The 18,530-nt window shown below is 53.5% G+C and carries 7 protein-coding genes and 1 CRISPR repeat array (1 of these 8 cut by a window edge); of the genes, 5 read left to right on the top strand and 2 right to left on the bottom strand.

All coding sequences use genetic code 11. The features are described 5' to 3' along the window. Nucleotides 1-225: 225 nt before the first annotated feature. On the bottom strand, nucleotides 226-1,152 hold the full coding sequence (gene rnz, locus QMG16_RS08670) for a ribonuclease Z (protein WP_281793576.1): 927 nt from the start codon (nucleotides 1,150-1,152) through the stop codon (nucleotides 226-228). Nucleotides 1,153-1,598: 446 nt separating this feature from the next. Between rnz and QMG16_RS08665 the strand changes: the two genes are divergently transcribed. Then, entirely contained in the window at nucleotides 1,599-3,062 is a 1,464-nt protein-coding gene (locus QMG16_RS08665; RefSeq protein ID WP_281793575.1) for an efflux transporter outer membrane subunit, read from the top strand. A gap of 143 nt (nucleotides 3,063-3,205) precedes the next feature. On the opposite strand, the gene QMG16_RS08660 is transcribed toward QMG16_RS08665, so the two are convergent. Beyond that, on the bottom strand, nucleotides 3,206-4,876 hold the full coding sequence (locus tag QMG16_RS08660; RefSeq protein ID WP_281793574.1) for a mechanosensitive ion channel family protein: 1,671 nt from the start codon (nucleotides 4,874-4,876) through the stop codon (nucleotides 3,206-3,208). A gap of 212 nt (nucleotides 4,877-5,088) precedes the next feature. Here QMG16_RS08660 and QMG16_RS08655 point away from each other — a divergent pair, with 212 nt between their 5' ends. The 4 genes from QMG16_RS08655 to QMG16_RS08640 all read left to right on the top strand — a co-directional run bounded on the left by QMG16_RS08655 (nucleotide 5,089) and on the right by QMG16_RS08640 (nucleotide 12,816). After that, nucleotides 5,089-6,906, top strand: a complete 1,818-nt coding sequence (locus QMG16_RS08655) for an autotransporter assembly complex protein TamA (protein WP_281793573.1) — start codon at nucleotides 5,089-5,091, stop codon at nucleotides 6,904-6,906. A 3-nt stretch (nucleotides 6,907-6,909) separates the two neighbouring features. Beyond that, nucleotides 6,910-11,280, top strand: a complete 4,371-nt coding sequence (locus QMG16_RS08650; RefSeq protein WP_281793572.1) for a translocation/assembly module TamB domain-containing protein — start codon at nucleotides 6,910-6,912, stop codon at nucleotides 11,278-11,280. 572 nt (nucleotides 11,281-11,852) lie between these two features. After that, nucleotides 11,853-12,269 carry a hypothetical protein gene (locus QMG16_RS08645; protein WP_281793571.1) on the top strand — a complete coding sequence of 139 codons (417 nt, stop codon included), beginning with the start codon at nucleotides 11,853-11,855 and terminating at the stop codon, nucleotides 12,267-12,269. A gap of 298 nt (nucleotides 12,270-12,567) precedes the next feature. Then, nucleotides 12,568-12,816: a hypothetical protein gene (locus QMG16_RS08640; protein WP_281793570.1), complete on the top strand. Its 249-nt coding sequence runs from the start codon at nucleotides 12,568-12,570 to the stop codon at nucleotides 12,814-12,816. Nucleotides 12,817-13,137: 321 nt separating this feature from the next. Continuing rightward, nucleotides 13,138-18,530: a CRISPR direct-repeat array (repeat unit 37 nt; unit sequence GTCGCAATCCCTTATTCATCAGGTCAGGTTTTCCGGC); it runs 684 nt beyond the window's last position.

The following is an 18,530-nucleotide window of genomic DNA, read 5'->3' as shown; positions in this document are numbered from 1 at the left end:
TCCGTAAGCTCGTTTATCTTTATAAATAACGATTTTACATTGTTTTTACAATCTCTTCCACCCTCCACCTTGCAGCGGTTCTCATTTTGAAAAGTGAACACCCCCCATGCCCCCGGTAAAGTTCCCCTTTGAAGGGGGATTGAGGGGGATGTCGGAAATGACAGCATCATGAAGACCATCCGGAATGAGAATTGCTGTCCCCCTTGGGACGGCCCGTGTTGGTGCTCAGGGTTTCAGGGCGACGGAGTAAGTGTCGAGGTCCCTGCCGATGCTCACCTTTTCGAAGCGTTCCTTGGCGGCGGCTTCGAGACGTTCGAGATCTTCGTCATGGTAACGCGGGCTGATGTGCGTCAACACGGCTTGTTTCACTCCCGCCCGTCCGGCAATGCGTGCCGCATCCGTCACAGTCATGTGGCCTTTGGCATCGGCGTGCTGAGCGTCCTCGGGCAGGAACATCCCTTCCATGAACGCAATATCGGTATCTTTACAGAGCCGGTAGATGCCTTTGACGGGAAGGGTATCCACCACATAAGCCAAACGTCTTCCCGGTCGCGGCGGCCCCAGGACTTGTTCCGGTGAAATTTCTTTTCCCGTTTCAGTCAGAACGGTTTCTCCACGCTGCAGTTTTCCCCAAAGGGGTCCCTGGGGAATTCCCAGGGACTCGGCGCGTCGAGCATTGAACTTGCCCGGCCGGTCCCGTTCCTCCAGCCGGTATCCCAGGCAGAAACGGGTGTGTTGAAGGGGATGCCAGAAAATGCGGACCGCTTCGTCCTCGTAAGCCATTTCCGGTGCGTCCTCGTTCCATTCCACAAACAGGACGGGATAGTTGACATGAAACTCGAGGGCTTTCCGGTTCAGCTGGATGAATTCCTCGATCCCGGGAGGGCCGATGATGGTGAGAGGGGGAGGGGAATCCATCTGCGACCGGAGCATCATGAGGCCGGGGATTCCGAGGCAGTGGTCGGCATGAAGGTGAGTTACGGCGATGACGTGCAGACCACGGTATCCCAGGCGGGCTTTTTTCCAACCCAGCTGCGTACCTTCTCCGGCATCAAAAAGATAAATGCGGCCGTCGATCCTTGCCGCCATCGATGCGAGCAGGCGGTAAGGCATGGGCATCATGCCTCCTGTTCCAAGAAGAATGCATTCCAAGGGATGTTGTCCTTTTCTGGATGGGTAGGGGGAGAAACACTTCCATTGCATTCCGGATGCGCCGGGAACAATCGTACCATGCGGGATATACCCTATGCAACAGCGGCTGCCTCTCAACCATTCCGCGACATCTGTGTATACTCGCTGCACGGATGAAATGGATGCTCTCGCAAAAACTCCCGAAAGGTGTTATTTCGCCATTCCGGTGAAAACCGGGGTGACGGCTTTTTGCGAATCCATCGAATTAAGACTTTTGATTTCATCCGTGCAGAATATAATGATCACCTTTTGAATTTCGCTCCGCAAAGGATATGTTTCCCCAAGGGTGTCAATGAATGAGATGACTTTTGTGAGCTTCTCCTTTTTTGAGCCACGATGGTGGCTTTATTGGATTCAACGGCTGTGGATTCAACAAGTGGGAAGAAATTTGAGTGGAGTTGTTGAATATGATGGGAGGTTTGTTACCGTTGAGGCGAATATTGCCGGCATTGCTGGTTGTCTGGAGTCTGCTCGTATCCATTGGATGCACGGTGGGGCCGAACTACGTTGAACCAAAGATGGAGGTGCCCGAGAAATTCAGTGAAGTGTCGCAGGGGGAAGCCGCTCCGGAACCGGTGGATCTTTCCAGGTGGTGGACCATTTTCAAGGATCCCAGACTGGATGGGCTCATCGAACAGGCCATCCAGTCCAACAAGGACCTGAAGGTGGCCGAGGCGCGCGTGCGTGAGGCTCGGGCCTTCAGAGGCGTAGTTGCCGCCGATGCCTATCCCCAGATCACCGCCTCGGGTTCGTATACACGCATTCGGCGCAGTGAAAACCAATCTCCCTCCGCATCGGCATTCCAGGCCGGGAATACGGGCGGAAACAATGAACAGGACCTTTTCGATGCGGGTTTCGACGCCAGCTGGGAAATCGATATATTCGGGGGAATCCGCAGATCGGTGGAAGCGGCTGAAGCGGATATCGGCGCTTCGGAGGAAAACCTCCACGACGTCCTAGTTTCGTTGCTTGCGGAAGTGGCTCGAAACTATATCCAGTTGCGGGGAGACCAGCTTCGCATCGCCATCGCCTCCGAAAACATCGATTCGCAGCGCAAAACGCTGGAGCTCACTCAGGAGCGCTTTGCCGCCGGGCTCAGCAGTCAACTGGATGTGACACAGGCCAGGGCTCAACTGGCGGTCACCGAATCCGAAATCCCCAGGCTGGAGAGTTCCGCAAGGCAGGCTATTCACCAGATCGGGGTGCTGCTCGGCAGGGAACCGGGCGCGCTGCTCGATGAACTGCTGACAGAGGCTCCCGTTCCCACCGGTCCGCCGGAGGTGCCCGTTGGCCTTCCCTCGGAACTGCTGCGGCGCAGGCCCGATGTGCGCAAGGCGGAACGGGAACTGGCGGCGGCAACCGCTCGCATCGGCGTCGCCACGGCGGATCTCTTCCCGAAATTTTTTCTCACGGGGTCTGTCGGGCAGCAGAGTGTGAATTTTTCGGATATAGCGCTTCCTGAAAGCCGCTTCTGGTCTTTTGGTCCCACCATTTCCTGGCCCGTTTTCAGCGGGGGGCGTATCCGGGCCAATATCCGCGTGGAGAACGCGCGGCAGGAGCAGGCCGCCGAGCGGTATGAGCAGACGGTCCTCAATGCCCTGAAAGATGTCGAAGACGCACTGGTGGCATACGCCAAGGAACAGAAGACGCGCCGTTTCCTGAAGGAGTCGGTGGATGCGACCCGCCTCGCGGTGGATATTTCCAACGAGCTCTATTCCGGCGGATTGGTGGATTTTCTCAATGTGCTGGTGAACGAGAGGTCTCTTTTTCAAACCCAGGACAGCCTGGCCCAAAGCGAACAGATCGTTTCCAGCAACCTGGTGGCCCTTTTCAAGGCCCTGGGGGGAGGATGGGACGTGTCGATGTACTGATGCGACCCGGTAAAAGCCGTCACTCCGTCTGGAAGGTTTTGAAGTCCCACTTGAAGACACGGAGGACACAAGGATTTCATTTGAAAGTCTTTCTCTGTGCCCTCCGTGTCTCCAGGGTTCAGATGAAATCCGGCAATGTCAAGTTAGACAGGGGAGACATCCCCTCTCGCTTCTTCCAGAAAGGGTGGCGCTTCTCCCGTTTTCTCCTGTCGGAATTCGGCTCGAATTTTGGGAAGGCTCTCCGGAAAGTTCTGTTGAACGAAAGTGATCATCTTTTCTCTCACTTCACAGCGCAGGCTCCAGGCCGCGGAGGCGTCGTCGGCGCTCATGAGCAGGCGAAGCTCCATCGCCTGGGGGGTGGTGTTGGTCACTTGAAGTCCCCATGCCTTGCCGTTCCAAAACTCCGATGCTTCGAGTACTCCGTGCAGCTCCCGGCGCACGGCTTCGACGGGTACCGTGTAGTCCACGTAAAGAAAAACCGTGCCGAGTAGTTCCGCCGAGACCCTTGTCCAATTTTGGAACGGTTTTTCCGTAAAGTAGGTGATGGGGACAATCAACCGCCTCAGGTCCCATATCTTGACAACGACATAGGTCGTCGTGATTTCCTCCACGCGGCCCCACTCATTTTCGACGATCACCACGTCGTCCAGGCGAATGGGTTGGGTGATGGCTACCTGCAGCCCTACGAGGAGGTTCGCGATGGACCGTTGCGCAGCCAGACCGACGACGATACCCAAAATACCCGCGGAAGCCAGGATGCCGGCACCGAGTTGTCTTACTTTTTCAAAGACCATAAGCATGGAGGCTCCTGCGAGGATGACCGTCAATGCAACGGTGAGTCGCCTGAGAAAGCGCACCTGGGTATGAACTTTTCTTGCCGCGAGATTGTCGCTGACGTCCATCTTGTAGTACCCGAGGAGGACATCTTCCAGGGCGCATGTCCCTTCGATGATCAGCCATGCGACCGCCGCAATGAGAAGCAGGCTGAAGACCTGCCCGATGATCGTTTGAAGGACTTCCCCCGGGCCGAAAAAGGGGACGGCCAACCGAAAGAAGATGAGAAAAATGAGCATCTTTACGGGAGCACGACTGCATTTCGAAAAGGCGATCATTCCACTTCCGAACAGGCCCTGCTTTGATCGTGCCCACCGGGTGACTTGAAAATCCACGAGATGCAACAGCCGATAGATGGCCCACAGGGCAGCGATGGTGCCCCCGAGGTCTGCGCACCATTTGGCGATATTGTGGAAAAGCTGCAGGGCACCCGGTTTGGCGAAATGAGAAAACAAGGGGGATAAGGCGCCATAGGTTCCGTAAACCCAAATGAAGAGGGAAAGGGGTTTTGAAATACCCCTCAGGAGGATGGTGTGCCATGTGGGGGGAGCGGCTTCATCCGACTGTTTCTTCAGCCTGCGCTTTATGAAAAAGTGCAGCAGGCGTTCGAAAACAAACACAGAGAAGAGTATGGAAAGGCAGAAACCCAGCTTGAGCCAGGTGATTCCCCAAAACAGTTCGGCATCGATCCAGTCCCCCCAACGGGAAGAAGCTTCCTTCTCTATTTTTTCAATGTGATCGCTGATTTTCTCTCCCGCTTTGTCGATTTTTTCCGTCTTTATAGGAGCGGTTGTTTCCGAAGACAGTTCTTTGAGTTGATCGAGGACCGTGGGCTTTTCCTGTTTCGGTTCACCCTGTTCCCCTTGTGCGGCATTTTCCATAGCTTGTGTCTGGGCCGATACAGTGGAAAATGAAAGAAACCCCAAAAGAAGGGATGTGATGGTTATGCATCTGAATATATTTAATCTTTTTTCCGACATGCCGTATTTTCACCTCCTCTCCCCAAGTTTCCCCCATTCCCTTGGGAGAGGGCCGGGGGGGAAGGGGGACCGGCTTGCGCTCAGTGTGATCCTTAAGCTTGAATAAGCCGATGTGTTCCAGTATCATGACCGTTAAAAGCTCATTCCCGCTGCGAACAACTGAATCATAAAATACACGGAATTGTTCTTTTTGTCATCACCCTGGAGGAGGAGTGGCTTTGAAGACCGCCGCAAAATGCTATCCGATGAAATGGCTGGTCCTTTTGTGCTGGGGCATTCTGAGTGTTTTCATGCCTGCCGGAACCTCCCTTGGAGAATCGGGAGTGCCTTATGAGGTCACTCTCGAGGGGGTGGCCGACAAGGGCCTACAGGGAATATTGAAGGCGCTTTCCAACACTTTCGCCAAGCAGGATGAACCGCCCGCCACTCTCTATCTTCTCAAGCGGAGAACCAGCGATGATATTGAACTTTTCCGCCAGGCCCTTCGTTCCCGGGGGTACTATGCGGCCCAGATCGATGTGGAGATCGATGAGAAGAGTGAACCCGTCCAGGTAAGGTTTCATATTCAAACAGGCCCCCCCTACCTTCTGAAGTCGGTCGATATCGTTCAAGAGAGCGGTGAGCCCTTTCCTGAGACCGTAAAGGTGCCGAGCGCCGCGGAGCTTAACCTTGAGGTGGGGCAACCTTCCAACGCCCGGCGCATTCTCGATGCCCAGGACCTGATCCTCAGGAAAATGCAGGCCCAGGGCTATCCCTTCGCCAAAATCATGGAACGCAGAGTGGTGGTGGACCACAGTGTGGAAGGGGTTCTGGTGACGTATCGCATGGAGCTCGGTCCCCTGGCACATTTTGGGGCCACGGATATAAAGGGGCTGGAATCGGTGGAAGAGGGCTTCATCAGGCGAAAGCTTCCCTGGAAGCAGGGAGACCGTTTCAATGGGGACCTCTTCGTGGAGGCTCGAAAGCGTTATACGGAAACCCGGCTTTTTTCTCTCATTCTCATCAAGCACGCCGAGGCCCTGGATGCCGACGGCGAACTTCCCATAAGCATCGAGCTCAAAGAGAGAAAGCATCGCAGTGTTCGAGTGGGGGTCAGTTATGCAACCGATGAGGGCGCTGGTGTGACCGCTTCCTGGGAAAACCGCAACCTTTTTCACCAGGGCGAAAAATTCAAGACGGCCTTGACGATTTCGAGCCTGGTCCTCGCTTTGGACAATACGTTCCAGAAGGCTGATTTCATGAGGCCGGACCAATCCCTCAACGCCAACTTGCGAGTGGCGAGGGATGATACAGATGCCTTTACCAGCAACAACCTCGAGACTTCCCTCATTGTACAGAGGGAATTGATGCGTGGCATGAAAATCGGCGCCGGTCCGGGTTTCAGGCTTTCCCGTGTGGATCAGACAACGGAGGATCAGCAGAATTTCGCGCTCCTTTCATTCCCCGGGCAATTCGACTGGGACACCAGCGACAACCTGCTGGATCCAACCCGTGGGGGGCGTTTGCGGCTGCAGGCTTCCCCTTACTACGACATGCTGGGTTCAAACGTGACTTTCTTCAGGACCTATGCCAGCTACAGCCGTTATTTCATTTTGCTGGAGCATCCCTTTCTTCTGTTTGCCGGCCGCGGCGCCGTGGGGAGCATGGGGGGAACCGACCGGGATTCCATCCCTGCCGATATCCGGTTTTATGCGGGTGGGGGCGGATCCATCCGAGGTTATCCCTACCAGACGGTGAGCCCCCTGCTGGATGGAGAGCCGATCGGGGGGCGTTCCCTGGTGGAGCTGAGTGCGGAATTCCGGCTCAAGGTGACAAAATCCATCGGCCTTGTGGCCTTTCTGGACGGGGGCAGCGCGTTTGATTCGGTCTATCCCGACTTCAGTACGAGCCTGAGGTGGGGGACGGGTGCCGGTGTGCGATATTTTACACCCATCGGACCGCTGCGCGTGGATGTGGGAGTCCCTCTCAACCGTCGTGAAGATCTGGATGATCCTTTTCAAGTTTACATCAGCTTGGGACAGGCATTTTAAGTCATGACCGAAAAAACAAGACGACAGTGGGTGGTCATCGGAGTGGCCGGAGTGCTGGGAGCGATCCTTCTGCTTCTTTGCGCCTCGTTTCTCGTGATTCAAACCGATTTTGCCCGGAAGGAAGTCACGGCAAAGCTTTCGAGTCTTCTCAGCAGGGAACCCGAACAGAAGGTGGTCCTGGAAAACCTGGAGGGTGTCGTCCCGTTCCGAATGCGCCTGGGGCGCGTGGTGGTGAGCGATGCCCAAGGGATGTGGCTCATGGGCGAAAATATCGTCTTGAACTGGTCTCCCCTGGCCCTCTTGACGGGAAAGCTGCGAATCGAGGAGCTGGGCGCATCCCTGATCAAAGTCGATCGTTTGCCGCCCTCCGCTCCCGAGAAGCCCAAGGAGTCCCGGCCCTTCACGCTGCCTGAAAAACTGCCCCCTGTGGTGGTGGAGCACTTGAATGTCGAGCAGCTTGCCCTGGGCGAGCCGGTTCTCGGCAGAAGCGGCGTTTTCCGTCTGAAGGGTGACGTGCTCAAAGCCGGGGACGGCGGGGGGCTCACGGCATCCCTTCATGCAGGACGCACCGACGAGGGACCGGAAACCCGGCTCGATCTCGTGGCCACTTTGAAGGGAAACCCGCCCGAGCTGGTCGTCGAGGGAGAACTCCATGAAGCTCCCAACGGATGGCTGGCCGGGGTTTTGAACCTGAAAGAGGCTGGAGAGCTCCAACTGGCCCTGCGCGGAAAAGGTCCGCTTTCGGCCTGGAAGGGAACCCTTTCCGGAAGCGTGGGGAAGTATGGGTCCATCAATATGAACGTTCACCTCGGGATGCTGAAGGATATCACCTTGGATCTCGATGGAAAGGGCGAAGTGGTTCCCTCTTTTCTGCCTCCCTCCCTGGCCCCGCTCCTGGGAGCGGAAAATCGTTTCGGCATCACGCTCCATTTCGTATCGGGCGAATCCGTGGCCCTGAACAGGGTGGACCTGCAGAGCGCCTCCTACAGGCTGCAGGGGACGGGGAAGCTGGATCTCAAATCCCAGGCGGTGCAGAGTGATTTCTCGCTCGGAGTGGGAGACCTCAAGGTGCTGGCGCCCCTGGCCGGCATTCCCCTTGCCGGAGCCGCGGGGATTCAAATGCGTGTCGCCGGGACCCTGCAACAGCCCCAGGGGAATATCCTTCTCGATTTCAAAAAGCTGCAAACAGATCAGGTGCGGATCGAACAGGTGCTGACCGACCTCAAGTTCGAATCCCTCGATTCCAAAGCCTCTTCTTTAACCGGCCTGCGCATCAGCGGATCGGGCAGTGCGAAGCAAATTCTAGTTCCCAGGGAAAAGAAACTCCCCGAAACGTCCCTCTCCTGGTCCCTGGACCTGGGGGTGCCCTTTAAAGGGAGCATCGCCGTTCACCGGTTCGAAATCGAAGGCGATCAGCATTCCCTTAAAGTGGCGGGAGATTTCGACCCCGCGAAACTGAGCGGTGATCTCGAGACGAAGCTTGAAATCAAGGACTTGAGGATGCTGACGGCTCTTCTCGGAGAGGAGCATCCCGGCGCCCTGGCTCTGAAAGTCCAGGTGAAGGGGGAGGGGCGAACGGGTTCCGCGACGGCGCATGTCGATGGAGAGCTGACCCGCGTGGAAGGGCTGCCTCCCGCCTTGACGGTCCTGCTCGGTCCGAAGGTCACGGTGACGGGCGATGTCGCCCTCAAGGAACGAAGGGATCTCCAGGTTTCCGCATTCCGGCTGGAAGGGCAGGGGGTGCGCCTTACGAGCGAAGCGGCCGTGGACCTTTCCGGGAAGGCCATGAAGGGAAACTGGAAGCTTTCCCTGCCCGAGCTGAAACCGGTCGGAACGGCCCTGAAAAAGTCCATGGCGGGTAGCGTGGAGGCGGAAGGGGATGTGAAGGGGAGCTTCGATGCCCTGGAACTTGCCGTTTCCTTGCGCGGAAAGAATATCGCCTGGGAAAAGAGCAAATTCGAGCGGATCGTATCGGATCTTCATGCCCGTGGTGTACCCCGGTCTCCCACGGGAGACTTTCTCCTGGAAGTGAAACAGGGAAAGGGCGTCCTGAAAGCATCCACCGGTTTTTCCCTTGAAAACAAGAATCTGAAACTGGCTTCCCTTCGCATGGAAGCCCCCGGCGGCAAGGTGGAAGGGGATCTCAAGGCGGTCCTCGACAAGACGCTTCTCGAGGGCACATTGGACGGCCGGTTCAAAAACCTGGGCGAGCTCGGCCGCTTTCTCGGACAATCCATGGGGGGAAGCGTGGAATTCAATGTTCGCCTTTCCCACGCCAGGGAAGAACAGGACGTCAAGGCGACCCTCAAGGGAAAAGGCATCGCATCGTCCTTTGGCAATACCGAGCAGCTTTCCCTGGAGGCGGACCTCAAGAACGTTCTTCGAGCCCCCCGCGGATCTGCCGACGCGCAGATCAAGGGATTCCAAAGCGGCGGCCTTGCCTTGCGCAGCTTCGACCTGCAAGCGGCCGGCGACGGGAAGGGGGTGCGGCTCGAGGCGAAAGCCAGGGGACATGCGGTCCAGGATTTCGATTTCAAAACAGAGGGGCAATGGGGGCGGGTGAATACGACGGACCGCGTTCAGCTGAAGACATTCAGCGGAAATTTCGGAAAATATCCCGTGAATCTCCAGCAGCCTTTTCTGCTCGATCGATCCCCCCAGGGCCTTTCCTTCGAGAAGCTCGCCCTGAAGTTTGGAAAGGGAAGCCTGCAGGCTTCAGGCGGACTCGGGCCGAAGAAAGTGGACCTGGACGCCGAACTGGACCGGTTTCCCCTGGAAATGCTGGCTCTTTTCGGAGTGCCCGATCTCTCGGGGACCGGGGCCGGACGCCTCCAGCTGGCAGGAGATCCCGCAAGGCCCGTCACACGCATGAATCTGCGTCTTACCGACATTCGATCGGGTAAGTCGTCCCTTCAAAATGTCCCTCCGGCGACCTTGACCGTAGAGGGTTCCCTGGAGGGAGGTCGGTTGAAGGCGGAAGCCCAACTGGAAGGGCCGGTCAAGAAGCCGGCGAAAGCCGCCTTGGCGGTTCCTGCCCGTTTTTCACTGGATCCCTTTGCCTTTGAAGTCTCTCCATCGAGTCCGCTTCAGGGCAGCCTGGACGCCGAGGCCGACCTGGCGAGGCTCATGCAATTCGTGCCCCAGGAAGGGCAGAAGCTGGCTGGAAATTTGACCGCCCACATGGACATCGGGGGAACGGTGTCGGAACCCGGAGTCTCCGGTGATGCGGTCGTCGAGAAGGGCCACTACGAGAACCAGGCGACGGGGACGGTTTTGAGCAATCTCTCCGCGAAAGTCGTCGCCAGGGGAAAACGGCTCGACATCGAAAACCTGACCGCCACCGACAGCGGAGCGGGAAAAATCTCGGCAACGGGGGGACTGGAGCTCGACCCTGAAAAGGACTTTCCTTTCAAGGTGGAAATCACTTTTACGGATGCCACCCTGGTGCGCCGTGAAGACGTGACGGGAACTGTGCGGGGAGGCCTGGACCTCGCAGGGTCCAGCCGGAATGTGGCGCTGGGGGGGAACCTCGAGGTGGCGCCGGCTCAGATCAATCTGCCCAAGAGCCTGCCGCCGGAATTGACCAGGCTCGATGTCATTGAAATCCATGGACCGGTAGAGATGAAACACGAGGGGAAACCCGAAATCGCGCCTCCTCCCTTCAAACTGGGACTCAATCTGCGCGTCGTTCTTCCCGGCCGCATTTTTGTGCGGGGCCGGGGGCTCGATTCGGAATGGGGAGGCAATCTGCGCATCGAGGGCTCCGCCGATGCCCCGGTCATTATCGGGAATCTCAACGTGATACGAGGATATTTCGATTTTCTGGACAAGCGCTTCAAGCTGGTGAAGGGAACCATCCAGTTCGACGGGACCTCTCCTCCGTCCCCCTACCTGGAAGTGACGGCGGAGGCGCAGGCGAAGGACATCACGGCGCGCCTTCTCATTTCGGGGCTCGTCTCCTCTCCGAAGATCGAACTGGAATCCGATCCCTACCTTCCCAAGGATGAGATCCTCGCAAGAATTCTCTTCGGGCGGAGCCTCTCCAACGTCACCCCCGTCCAGGCGCTGAAACTTGCCAAGGCGGCGGAAACCCTTTCCACCGGGGGAAATACCCTCGATTTCATGGGCCGCAGCCGGAAGATCCTGGGCCTGGACCAGCTCGACATACGGGAGGCCGAGGGTGAAAGCGCCGCTGCGGTAGGCATAGGGAAATACCTGACGGAAGACATCTACGTGGACGTCCAGAAGGATGTGAGCGGACAGGCCGGAAAAGCGCGGGTGGAAGTCGAGATCACTCCCAATATCACCATCACGGGCGAGGCTGGTTCCGATGCCACCACCGGCCTGGGAGTCAACTGGAAATACGATTACTGACACCTGACAAACGGGCAGGCAATTCACAGAAGGGAGCATCAACCGGAACTTCATGAAGATAAAACGGATTTCGCATTATTTTGCTCCATTATTGAAAAACCGTTATGGTCTTTCAATAATGGAGATTGCTGACGCTGTCTTGGGCAAATAGCCATCTGCACCAATACATTGCTGGAAAGTTGTGTGGCTTAGAACCTATCCAGAAACCACCTGTGGACTTTGGAATACCCCTCTCAGTTCCCCCTCGATGGGGAGGGAATTGAAGGGAGGATTCGCTTTTCAAAATGAGCATTGCTGAGAATTTTTTCGTACGGATGTTTTAGAAAATGTTAAAAGTACAAAAATTGCCATCTTCATGTGGTCGATTCCAGCACACTCCCAGATCGTCAGTAACGCTTTGGGGCAATGAACAAAACCATCAGAAGAATTTTCAGGCCAATACCCTTAAAAAATTAGGATAATCGGGTGTCAGGCATCAGGGATAGTCCCAGACAACGAATTCGAGAGCTTTGAATCCGGCAGTAATAAAGGATTTTAACGGAATAGTGCCCTGAATAAAGAAGGAGACACCCATGAGTAAAAGGCTCGGAACGGCGATGGTGTTGTTTTCAGCATTGATGCTGTTGACATCCGGTATGGCGGTTGGTGCCACGTACCCTGTTATAAAAGGAAAATGGAATGTTTCGATCAACTGTGTTACCTGGGATGAGTCGACGGATCAATTTTCCACGGGGGCTTATATCGGTACTCTCAATATCAGTTACCAGGACCCGAAGACCGGGAATTTTTATGGCAGGTTTGAGTCATACCCTCTCACCGGAAATGTCTCGACTGACGGAACACTTACCGCAATCTTGCGTGGGGCGTATGATTGCGATTTTACAATTTTCACCTGCAAGGTGACAGGAAATAAGAAAATTTTAGGGACCTGGAATCACTATAAAGGTGACCATATTGATACCTGTAAAGTCAGGATCATCAAACAATAAATAACCTGGCGACGGCGAGAGGACCTATAGCCATCCGGGTGACGGGCAAAATCAACTGATTTGTCTTGGGGCGGCTTCCAGACCGCCCTTTTTCTTTGCGGATGGCTTCGCATGACGAAGTGTGGAATCCGTTCAACAATCCTAACGGTCCGTAAATAGCAATGGGATAAAATACTTCATAAAGTATAACTTAATAATTTCAATAGAATGTTGATACATCCTGCAACTCAGCCCCTACCACAACAATTTCCGACAAGATGAACCACCAGGACTTCCACGGAACGGATCCATTCACTCATTGATGCATACAATCCTGGAAGGGGCTTACAGAAATGCCGACTACGGCCTCATCCGTTTGACTTTGGTCAACATCACCGCCCATGCCGTCATCCGACAGATGGAACAGACCGAAAAGAGTTCCTTGCAGCATCTCTTCGAGGAGACGATCAGGAAAGTTCTTCCCATAAGCGAGGAAGCAGGAGACCGGATCTTGGAGCAGGTACGCAACAGGATCTTTGCTGGAAAGAAGTATCGAGATACCGGATAATCTCAGGCAAGAAGATCTTATCTCAGCTGTTGAATAAGCCTGGCTGCTCCGAAATATTTTCCGGACACGACAGGATCAGATCATCCTTTTTCCGGTAAAAGAATGGCCTATACGGACAGTTTTGTCCCAATTTCACTCCGTATTTTCCCAACCTTCCCCATAAATCATCACTTCTCCTGCCACCCCCAGGGCTTTACTCCCCCGCAACGCCCCTATACCCGCACCCCGCCTTGCTTTCGGATTTAAATCCCGAGAAGCCTCTCATCAGGCCAGGTTTTCCGGCGGTAGTCTAGCTTGCTAGACTGGAAGGGGTGGGTAAAGGTCGCAATCCCTTATTCATCAGGTCAGGTTTTCCGGCGCATGAGATAGACGCTAGGATCCTCGAGTGCCTCTGTCGCAATCCCTTATTCATCAGGTCAGGTTTTCCGGCTTAATGTCAAGCAAAAAATTTTAGAATTGCAATTAAGCAAAGTCGCAATCCCTTATTCATCAGGTCAGGTTTTCCGGCTTATCACATTGAATAGGAACCGATTGGTTCATTATCGCAGTCGCAATCCCTTATTCATCAGGTCAGGTTTTCCGGCATGCGATCAAAGCGGGATATCGGCCGTGTGGGATTTGTGTCGCAATCCCTTATTCATCAGGTCAGGTTTTCCGGCACTTTGGATGTATTCCCAAAACGGATGATGCCGCCGCGTCGCAATCCCTTATTCATCAGGTCAGGTTTTCCGGCAGGGGGGAACCGAAAACAAATCAATCCAGCCCTGGGACTGTCGCAATCCCTTATTCATCAGGTCAGGTTTTCCGGCCTCCATATCCTCTACAAGATGGGTGTTCCTTTCGATTGTCGCAATCCCTTATTCATCAGGTCAGGTTTTCCGGCCAGGAAATCTTCGAGAACATCAAGAGAGAGTCAGCCAAACGTCGCAATCCCTTATTCATCAGGTCAGGTTTTCCGGCTTGGAGAAGATGACGGGCATTGATCGTAGGTGCTGGGTGTCGCAATCCCTTATTCATCAGGTCAGGTTTTCCGGCCAAGAGCAGATGAAACAGGTTGAATTTTAGGGAGGAGAAGGTCGCAATCCCTTATTCATCAGGTCAGGTTTTCCGGCGGAATAAATTTACAGGAATCAGTTCACCTGATGTGTGTCGCAATCCCTTATTCATCAGGTCAGGTTTTCCGGCGTTGCGATCAATGGCTGAAATTGCCTTGGTTCTTATGATGTCGCAATCCCTTATTCATCAGGTCAGGTTTTCCGGCAATACAACAACCAAACCAACCAACTAAGATAAAAATTTGTCGCAATCCCTTATTCATCAGGTCAGGTTTTCCGGCGGGCAAAAAGCTGTCTGGTATGGGCGGGGTGTTGTATATGTCGCAATCCCTTATTCATCAGGTCAGGTTTTCCGGCTCAGGGAATGGATACGGAAGCACAACGGAAAGGACGTCGCAATCCCTTATTCATCAGGTCAGGTTTTCCGGCCTTTGAACTTATCAAAGAATACGTGGACGGAATAGATGAGTCGCAATCCCTTATTCATCAGGTCAGGTTTTCCGGCAAGGAAATGGGCTTTGCAATCCGGTGGATATGGGAACGTCGCAATCCCTTATTCATCAGGTCAGGTTTTCCGGCGATCGGCAAGGATACCATATCACTGATGGAAGAAACGGGTCGCAATCCCTTATTCATCAGGTCAGGTTTTCCGGCCCTGAACCAAAAGCTTGAATACTTCATCGGTAGAAGAGTCGCAATCCCTTATTCATCAGGTCAGGTTTTCCGGCCAATATGTCACGGTTTAAAACGCTCAGCGGCACGGTTTTGTCGCAATCCCTTATTCATCAGGTCAGGTTTTCCGGCCTTTCCCTCACGGTTGGAATCATCCGCACCTATGGTTGGGTCGCAATCCCTTATTCATCAGGTCAGGTTTTCCGGCTTTCATAGCCGGTGCCGAAGCGGTTGCACGGCGATACGGTCGCAATCCCTTATTCATCAGGTCAGGTTTTCCGGCAACATCTCACTGGCACCGATCAAGGGATGTGTACCGGGGTCGCAATCCCTTATTCATCAGGTCAGGTTTTCCGGCAACATCTCACTGGCACCGATCAAGGGATGTGTACCGGGGTCGCAATCCCTTATTCATCAGGTCAGGTTTTCCGGCCCAAGCTTGGAATCAATCAAGGTGACCGGCAATCGAGTCGCAATCCCTTATTCATCAGGTCAGGTTTTCCGGCTCACCGGACAGTGGGTCAACTAAGATCGGCAACCGGGTCGCAATCCCTTATTCATCAGGTCAGGTTTTCCGGCAATACAGTTCCATTCTCGGATAACGACATTTATCGGTCGCAATCCCTTATTCATCAGGTCAGGTTTTCCGGCCTTGCAGCGGAAGGCAAGCTCCTACGGGTACTTTTGTCAGTCGCAATCCCTTATTCATCAGGTCAGGTTTTCCGGCATCTTATGAGCAATGCCAATGCCAACGTCATTCCATTGTCGCAATCCCTTATTCATCAGGTCAGGTTTTCCGGCATGGACTAAGATATGGAACGCTTCGAGTATATGACCGTCGCAATCCCTTATTCATCAGGTCAGGTTTTCCGGCTGTATCGTAATCAGAAGGGTGAGCTTGCACGGTACGTGTCGCAATCCCTTATTCATCAGGTCAGGTTTTCCGGCCCATGGAAGGCAAGAAGGACCATTGGGTTGAAGAGCGGTCGCAATCCCTTATTCATCAGGTCAGGTTTTCCGGCAAGGACGAAAAGAAAAAGGCACTCTCGGAAGAGTGCCCGTCGCAATCCCTTATTCATCAGGTCAGGTTTTCCGGCGCACAGAAAGGAACCAATATGAATTTTACCAATCTTTTGTCGCAATCCCTTATTCATCAGGTCAGGTTTTCCGGCATTCCGCATCTTCCGCGGATCGCGCCAACGCTCTCATGTCGCAATCCCTTATTCATCAGGTCAGGTTTTCCGGCTGTGGACCGCTACACCAATCGATACGGGGAAGTATCCGTCGCAATCCCTTATTCATCAGGTCAGGTTTTCCGGCCAAGCGGCATACCGAAAAAATGCTCGAAAAAGCCGCTGTCGCAATCCCTTATTCATCAGGTCAGGTTTTCCGGCGGCAAGGGGGATACTCAAACGGTGGGCAAAAAACAAGTCGCAATCCCTTATTCATCAGGTCAGGTTTTCCGGCTTAGATAGAATAGTAAGTAACAGTGGTATATTATGTGTGTCGCAATCCCTTATTCATCAGGTCAGGTTTTCCGGCGGTAGAAGCTGCTCATGTATGCAAAAGCTGTGGCGATGTCGCAATCCCTTATTCATCAGGTCAGGTTTTCCGGCCTACATGGTCATCCTTGATACCAAACTCTTTACCATGTCGCAATCCCTTATTCATCAGGTCAGGTTTTCCGGCAAACAATCATTCATCAATAGAATCGCCAGAAAATAGTCGCAATCCCTTATTCATCAGGTCAGGTTTTCCGGCATAGGCGAGGGGCAGGCTTCGGCTTGTCCCTCCTCGAGGTCGCAATCCCTTATTCATCAGGTCAGGTTTTCCGGCGATGAGGAGGTTTGCCATGTCATGCGCTGAATGCCTTGTCGCAATCCCTTATTCATCAGGTCAGGTTTTCCGGCCCATAAAGCCCGTTAAAAGGGCAAATAGAGGGCAAGTCGCAATCCCTTATTCATCAGGTCAGGTTTTCCGGCCTGGAAGCGGCGGGACAGGAAACATTGGTTTTTAAGATGTCGCAATCCCTTATTCATCAGGTCAGGTTTTCCGGCGAAGATCATGACTTGGAAATTGAGTGAAGATACTTCTATGTCGCAATCCCTTATTCATCAGGTCAGGTTTTCCGGCTGTAACAGAGGAGTTAAGAAAGCATTGTCACAAAGTGGGTCGCAATCCCTTATTCATCAGGTCAGGTTTTCCGGCAGACTGTAACAAGAAAACAATCTTAAATAAGAAAGAGTCGCAATCCCTTATTCATCAGGTCAGGTTTTCCGGCAGACAGTCCAAGGCATCGTTAGTAGATTCTGTCATTGCGTCGCAATCCCTTATTCATCAGGTCAGGTTTTCCGGCCCGGCATTCGCGAGTACCAAATCTCAGGTCTCTGCGAGTCGCAATCCCTTATTCATCAGGTCAGGTTTTCCGGCTCATGGCTTCTCTCGGTATCAACCTCCCCGGCCTCGGTCGCAATCCCTTATTCATCAGGTCAGGTTTTCCGGCCTCTTACAGCTCCGCCCCACCGACTCCATCATCCTGGTCGCAATCCCTTATTCATCAGGTCAGGTTTTCCGGCATGTCATAAAAATGTTTATGCGGTAATGGTAATCATATCGTCGCAATCCCTTATTCATCAGGTCAGGTTTTCCGGCTTAAAACCTCCGGCGGAGTACCGATCTGCTCCGTCGCATGTCGCAATCCCTTATTCATCAGGTCAGGTTTTCCGGCGTATTAAATACTGGACAATACGTGATCAGCTAATCGGGTCGCAATCCCTTATTCATCAGGTCAGGTTTTCCGGCAGTTACAACGAGATAAAATCAGTCATAGCTACTGCAGAGTCGCAATCCCTTATTCATCAGGTCAGGTTTTCCGGCGAAAAACAGGCGTGAGAAAATAATGTCACAAAGTGACGTCGCAATCCCTTATTCATCAGGTCAGGTTTTCCGGCTTAACAGGGGAGAGCGCAAACATTACAAGGCTGCGTCTGGTCGCAATCCCTTATTCATCAGGTCAGGTTTTCCGGCCCGGTGCTATGCCCTTTCATCCCCTTTTGTATAACCTGTCGCAATCCCTTATTCATCAGGTCAGGTTTTCCGGCCTCTAAAAGGAGCCTAAAATGGCAACAGTAACCCGTGTGTCGCAATCCCTTATTCATCAGGTCAGGTTTTCCGGCTCCAAACCAAGTCTGATAAATGACAGAGGGAATACAATGTCGCAATCCCTTATTCATCAGGTCAGGTTTTCCGGCGCCTGGCCATCTAGTTGCTATGAAATGCTTATGTACATGTCGCAATCCCTTATTCATCAGGTCAGGTTTTCCGGCAAAAAGGAGCGTGGGAAAGGTAAGACAGACAAGAAGATGTCGCAATCCCTTATTCATCAGGTCAGGTTTTCCGGCGCAAAGTCAAGTGTGTCTATGAAGATGTCAAAGACGTCGCAATCCCTTATTCATCAGGTCAGGTTTTCCGGCGAAAGGAAGGAAGATTGATATGAGCGCGAATACGGAAGGTCGCAATCCCTTATTCATCAGGTCAGGTTTTCCGGCACGTACAGAAACGGTACAAACGTCCGCCTTCTACCCTGTCGCAATCCCTTATTCATCAGGTCAGGTTTTCCGGCAAGACAAATCGATCCTTATCAAGCAAGGGCAGCCTGGTCGCAATCCCTTATTCATCAGGTCAGGTTTTCCGGCCAGGCGAACAGCTGGAAAAACAGGCGTGAGAAAATAATGTCGCAATCCCTTATTCATCAGGTCAGGTTTTCCGGCATGCGGTAATGGTAATCATATCGGTAAGACGTACAGAAAGTCGCAATCCCTTATTCATCAGGTCAGGTTTTCCGGCGGATAAGGCCCGGAAAGATACCGTTCCCGTACGCGTTACGTCGCAATCCCTTATTCATCAGGTCAGGTTTTCCGGCACTAACTCCTGAAAGAGGAATGAAACTATGAACTTACAGTCGCAATCCCTTATTCATCAGGTCAG

This window comes from Desulforhabdus amnigena, from assembly GCF_027925305.1.
Taxonomy (GTDB): domain Bacteria; phylum Desulfobacterota; class Syntrophobacteria; order Syntrophobacterales; family Syntrophobacteraceae; genus Desulforhabdus; species Desulforhabdus amnigena.
This window is presented reverse-complemented; position numbering and strand designations above follow the sequence as displayed.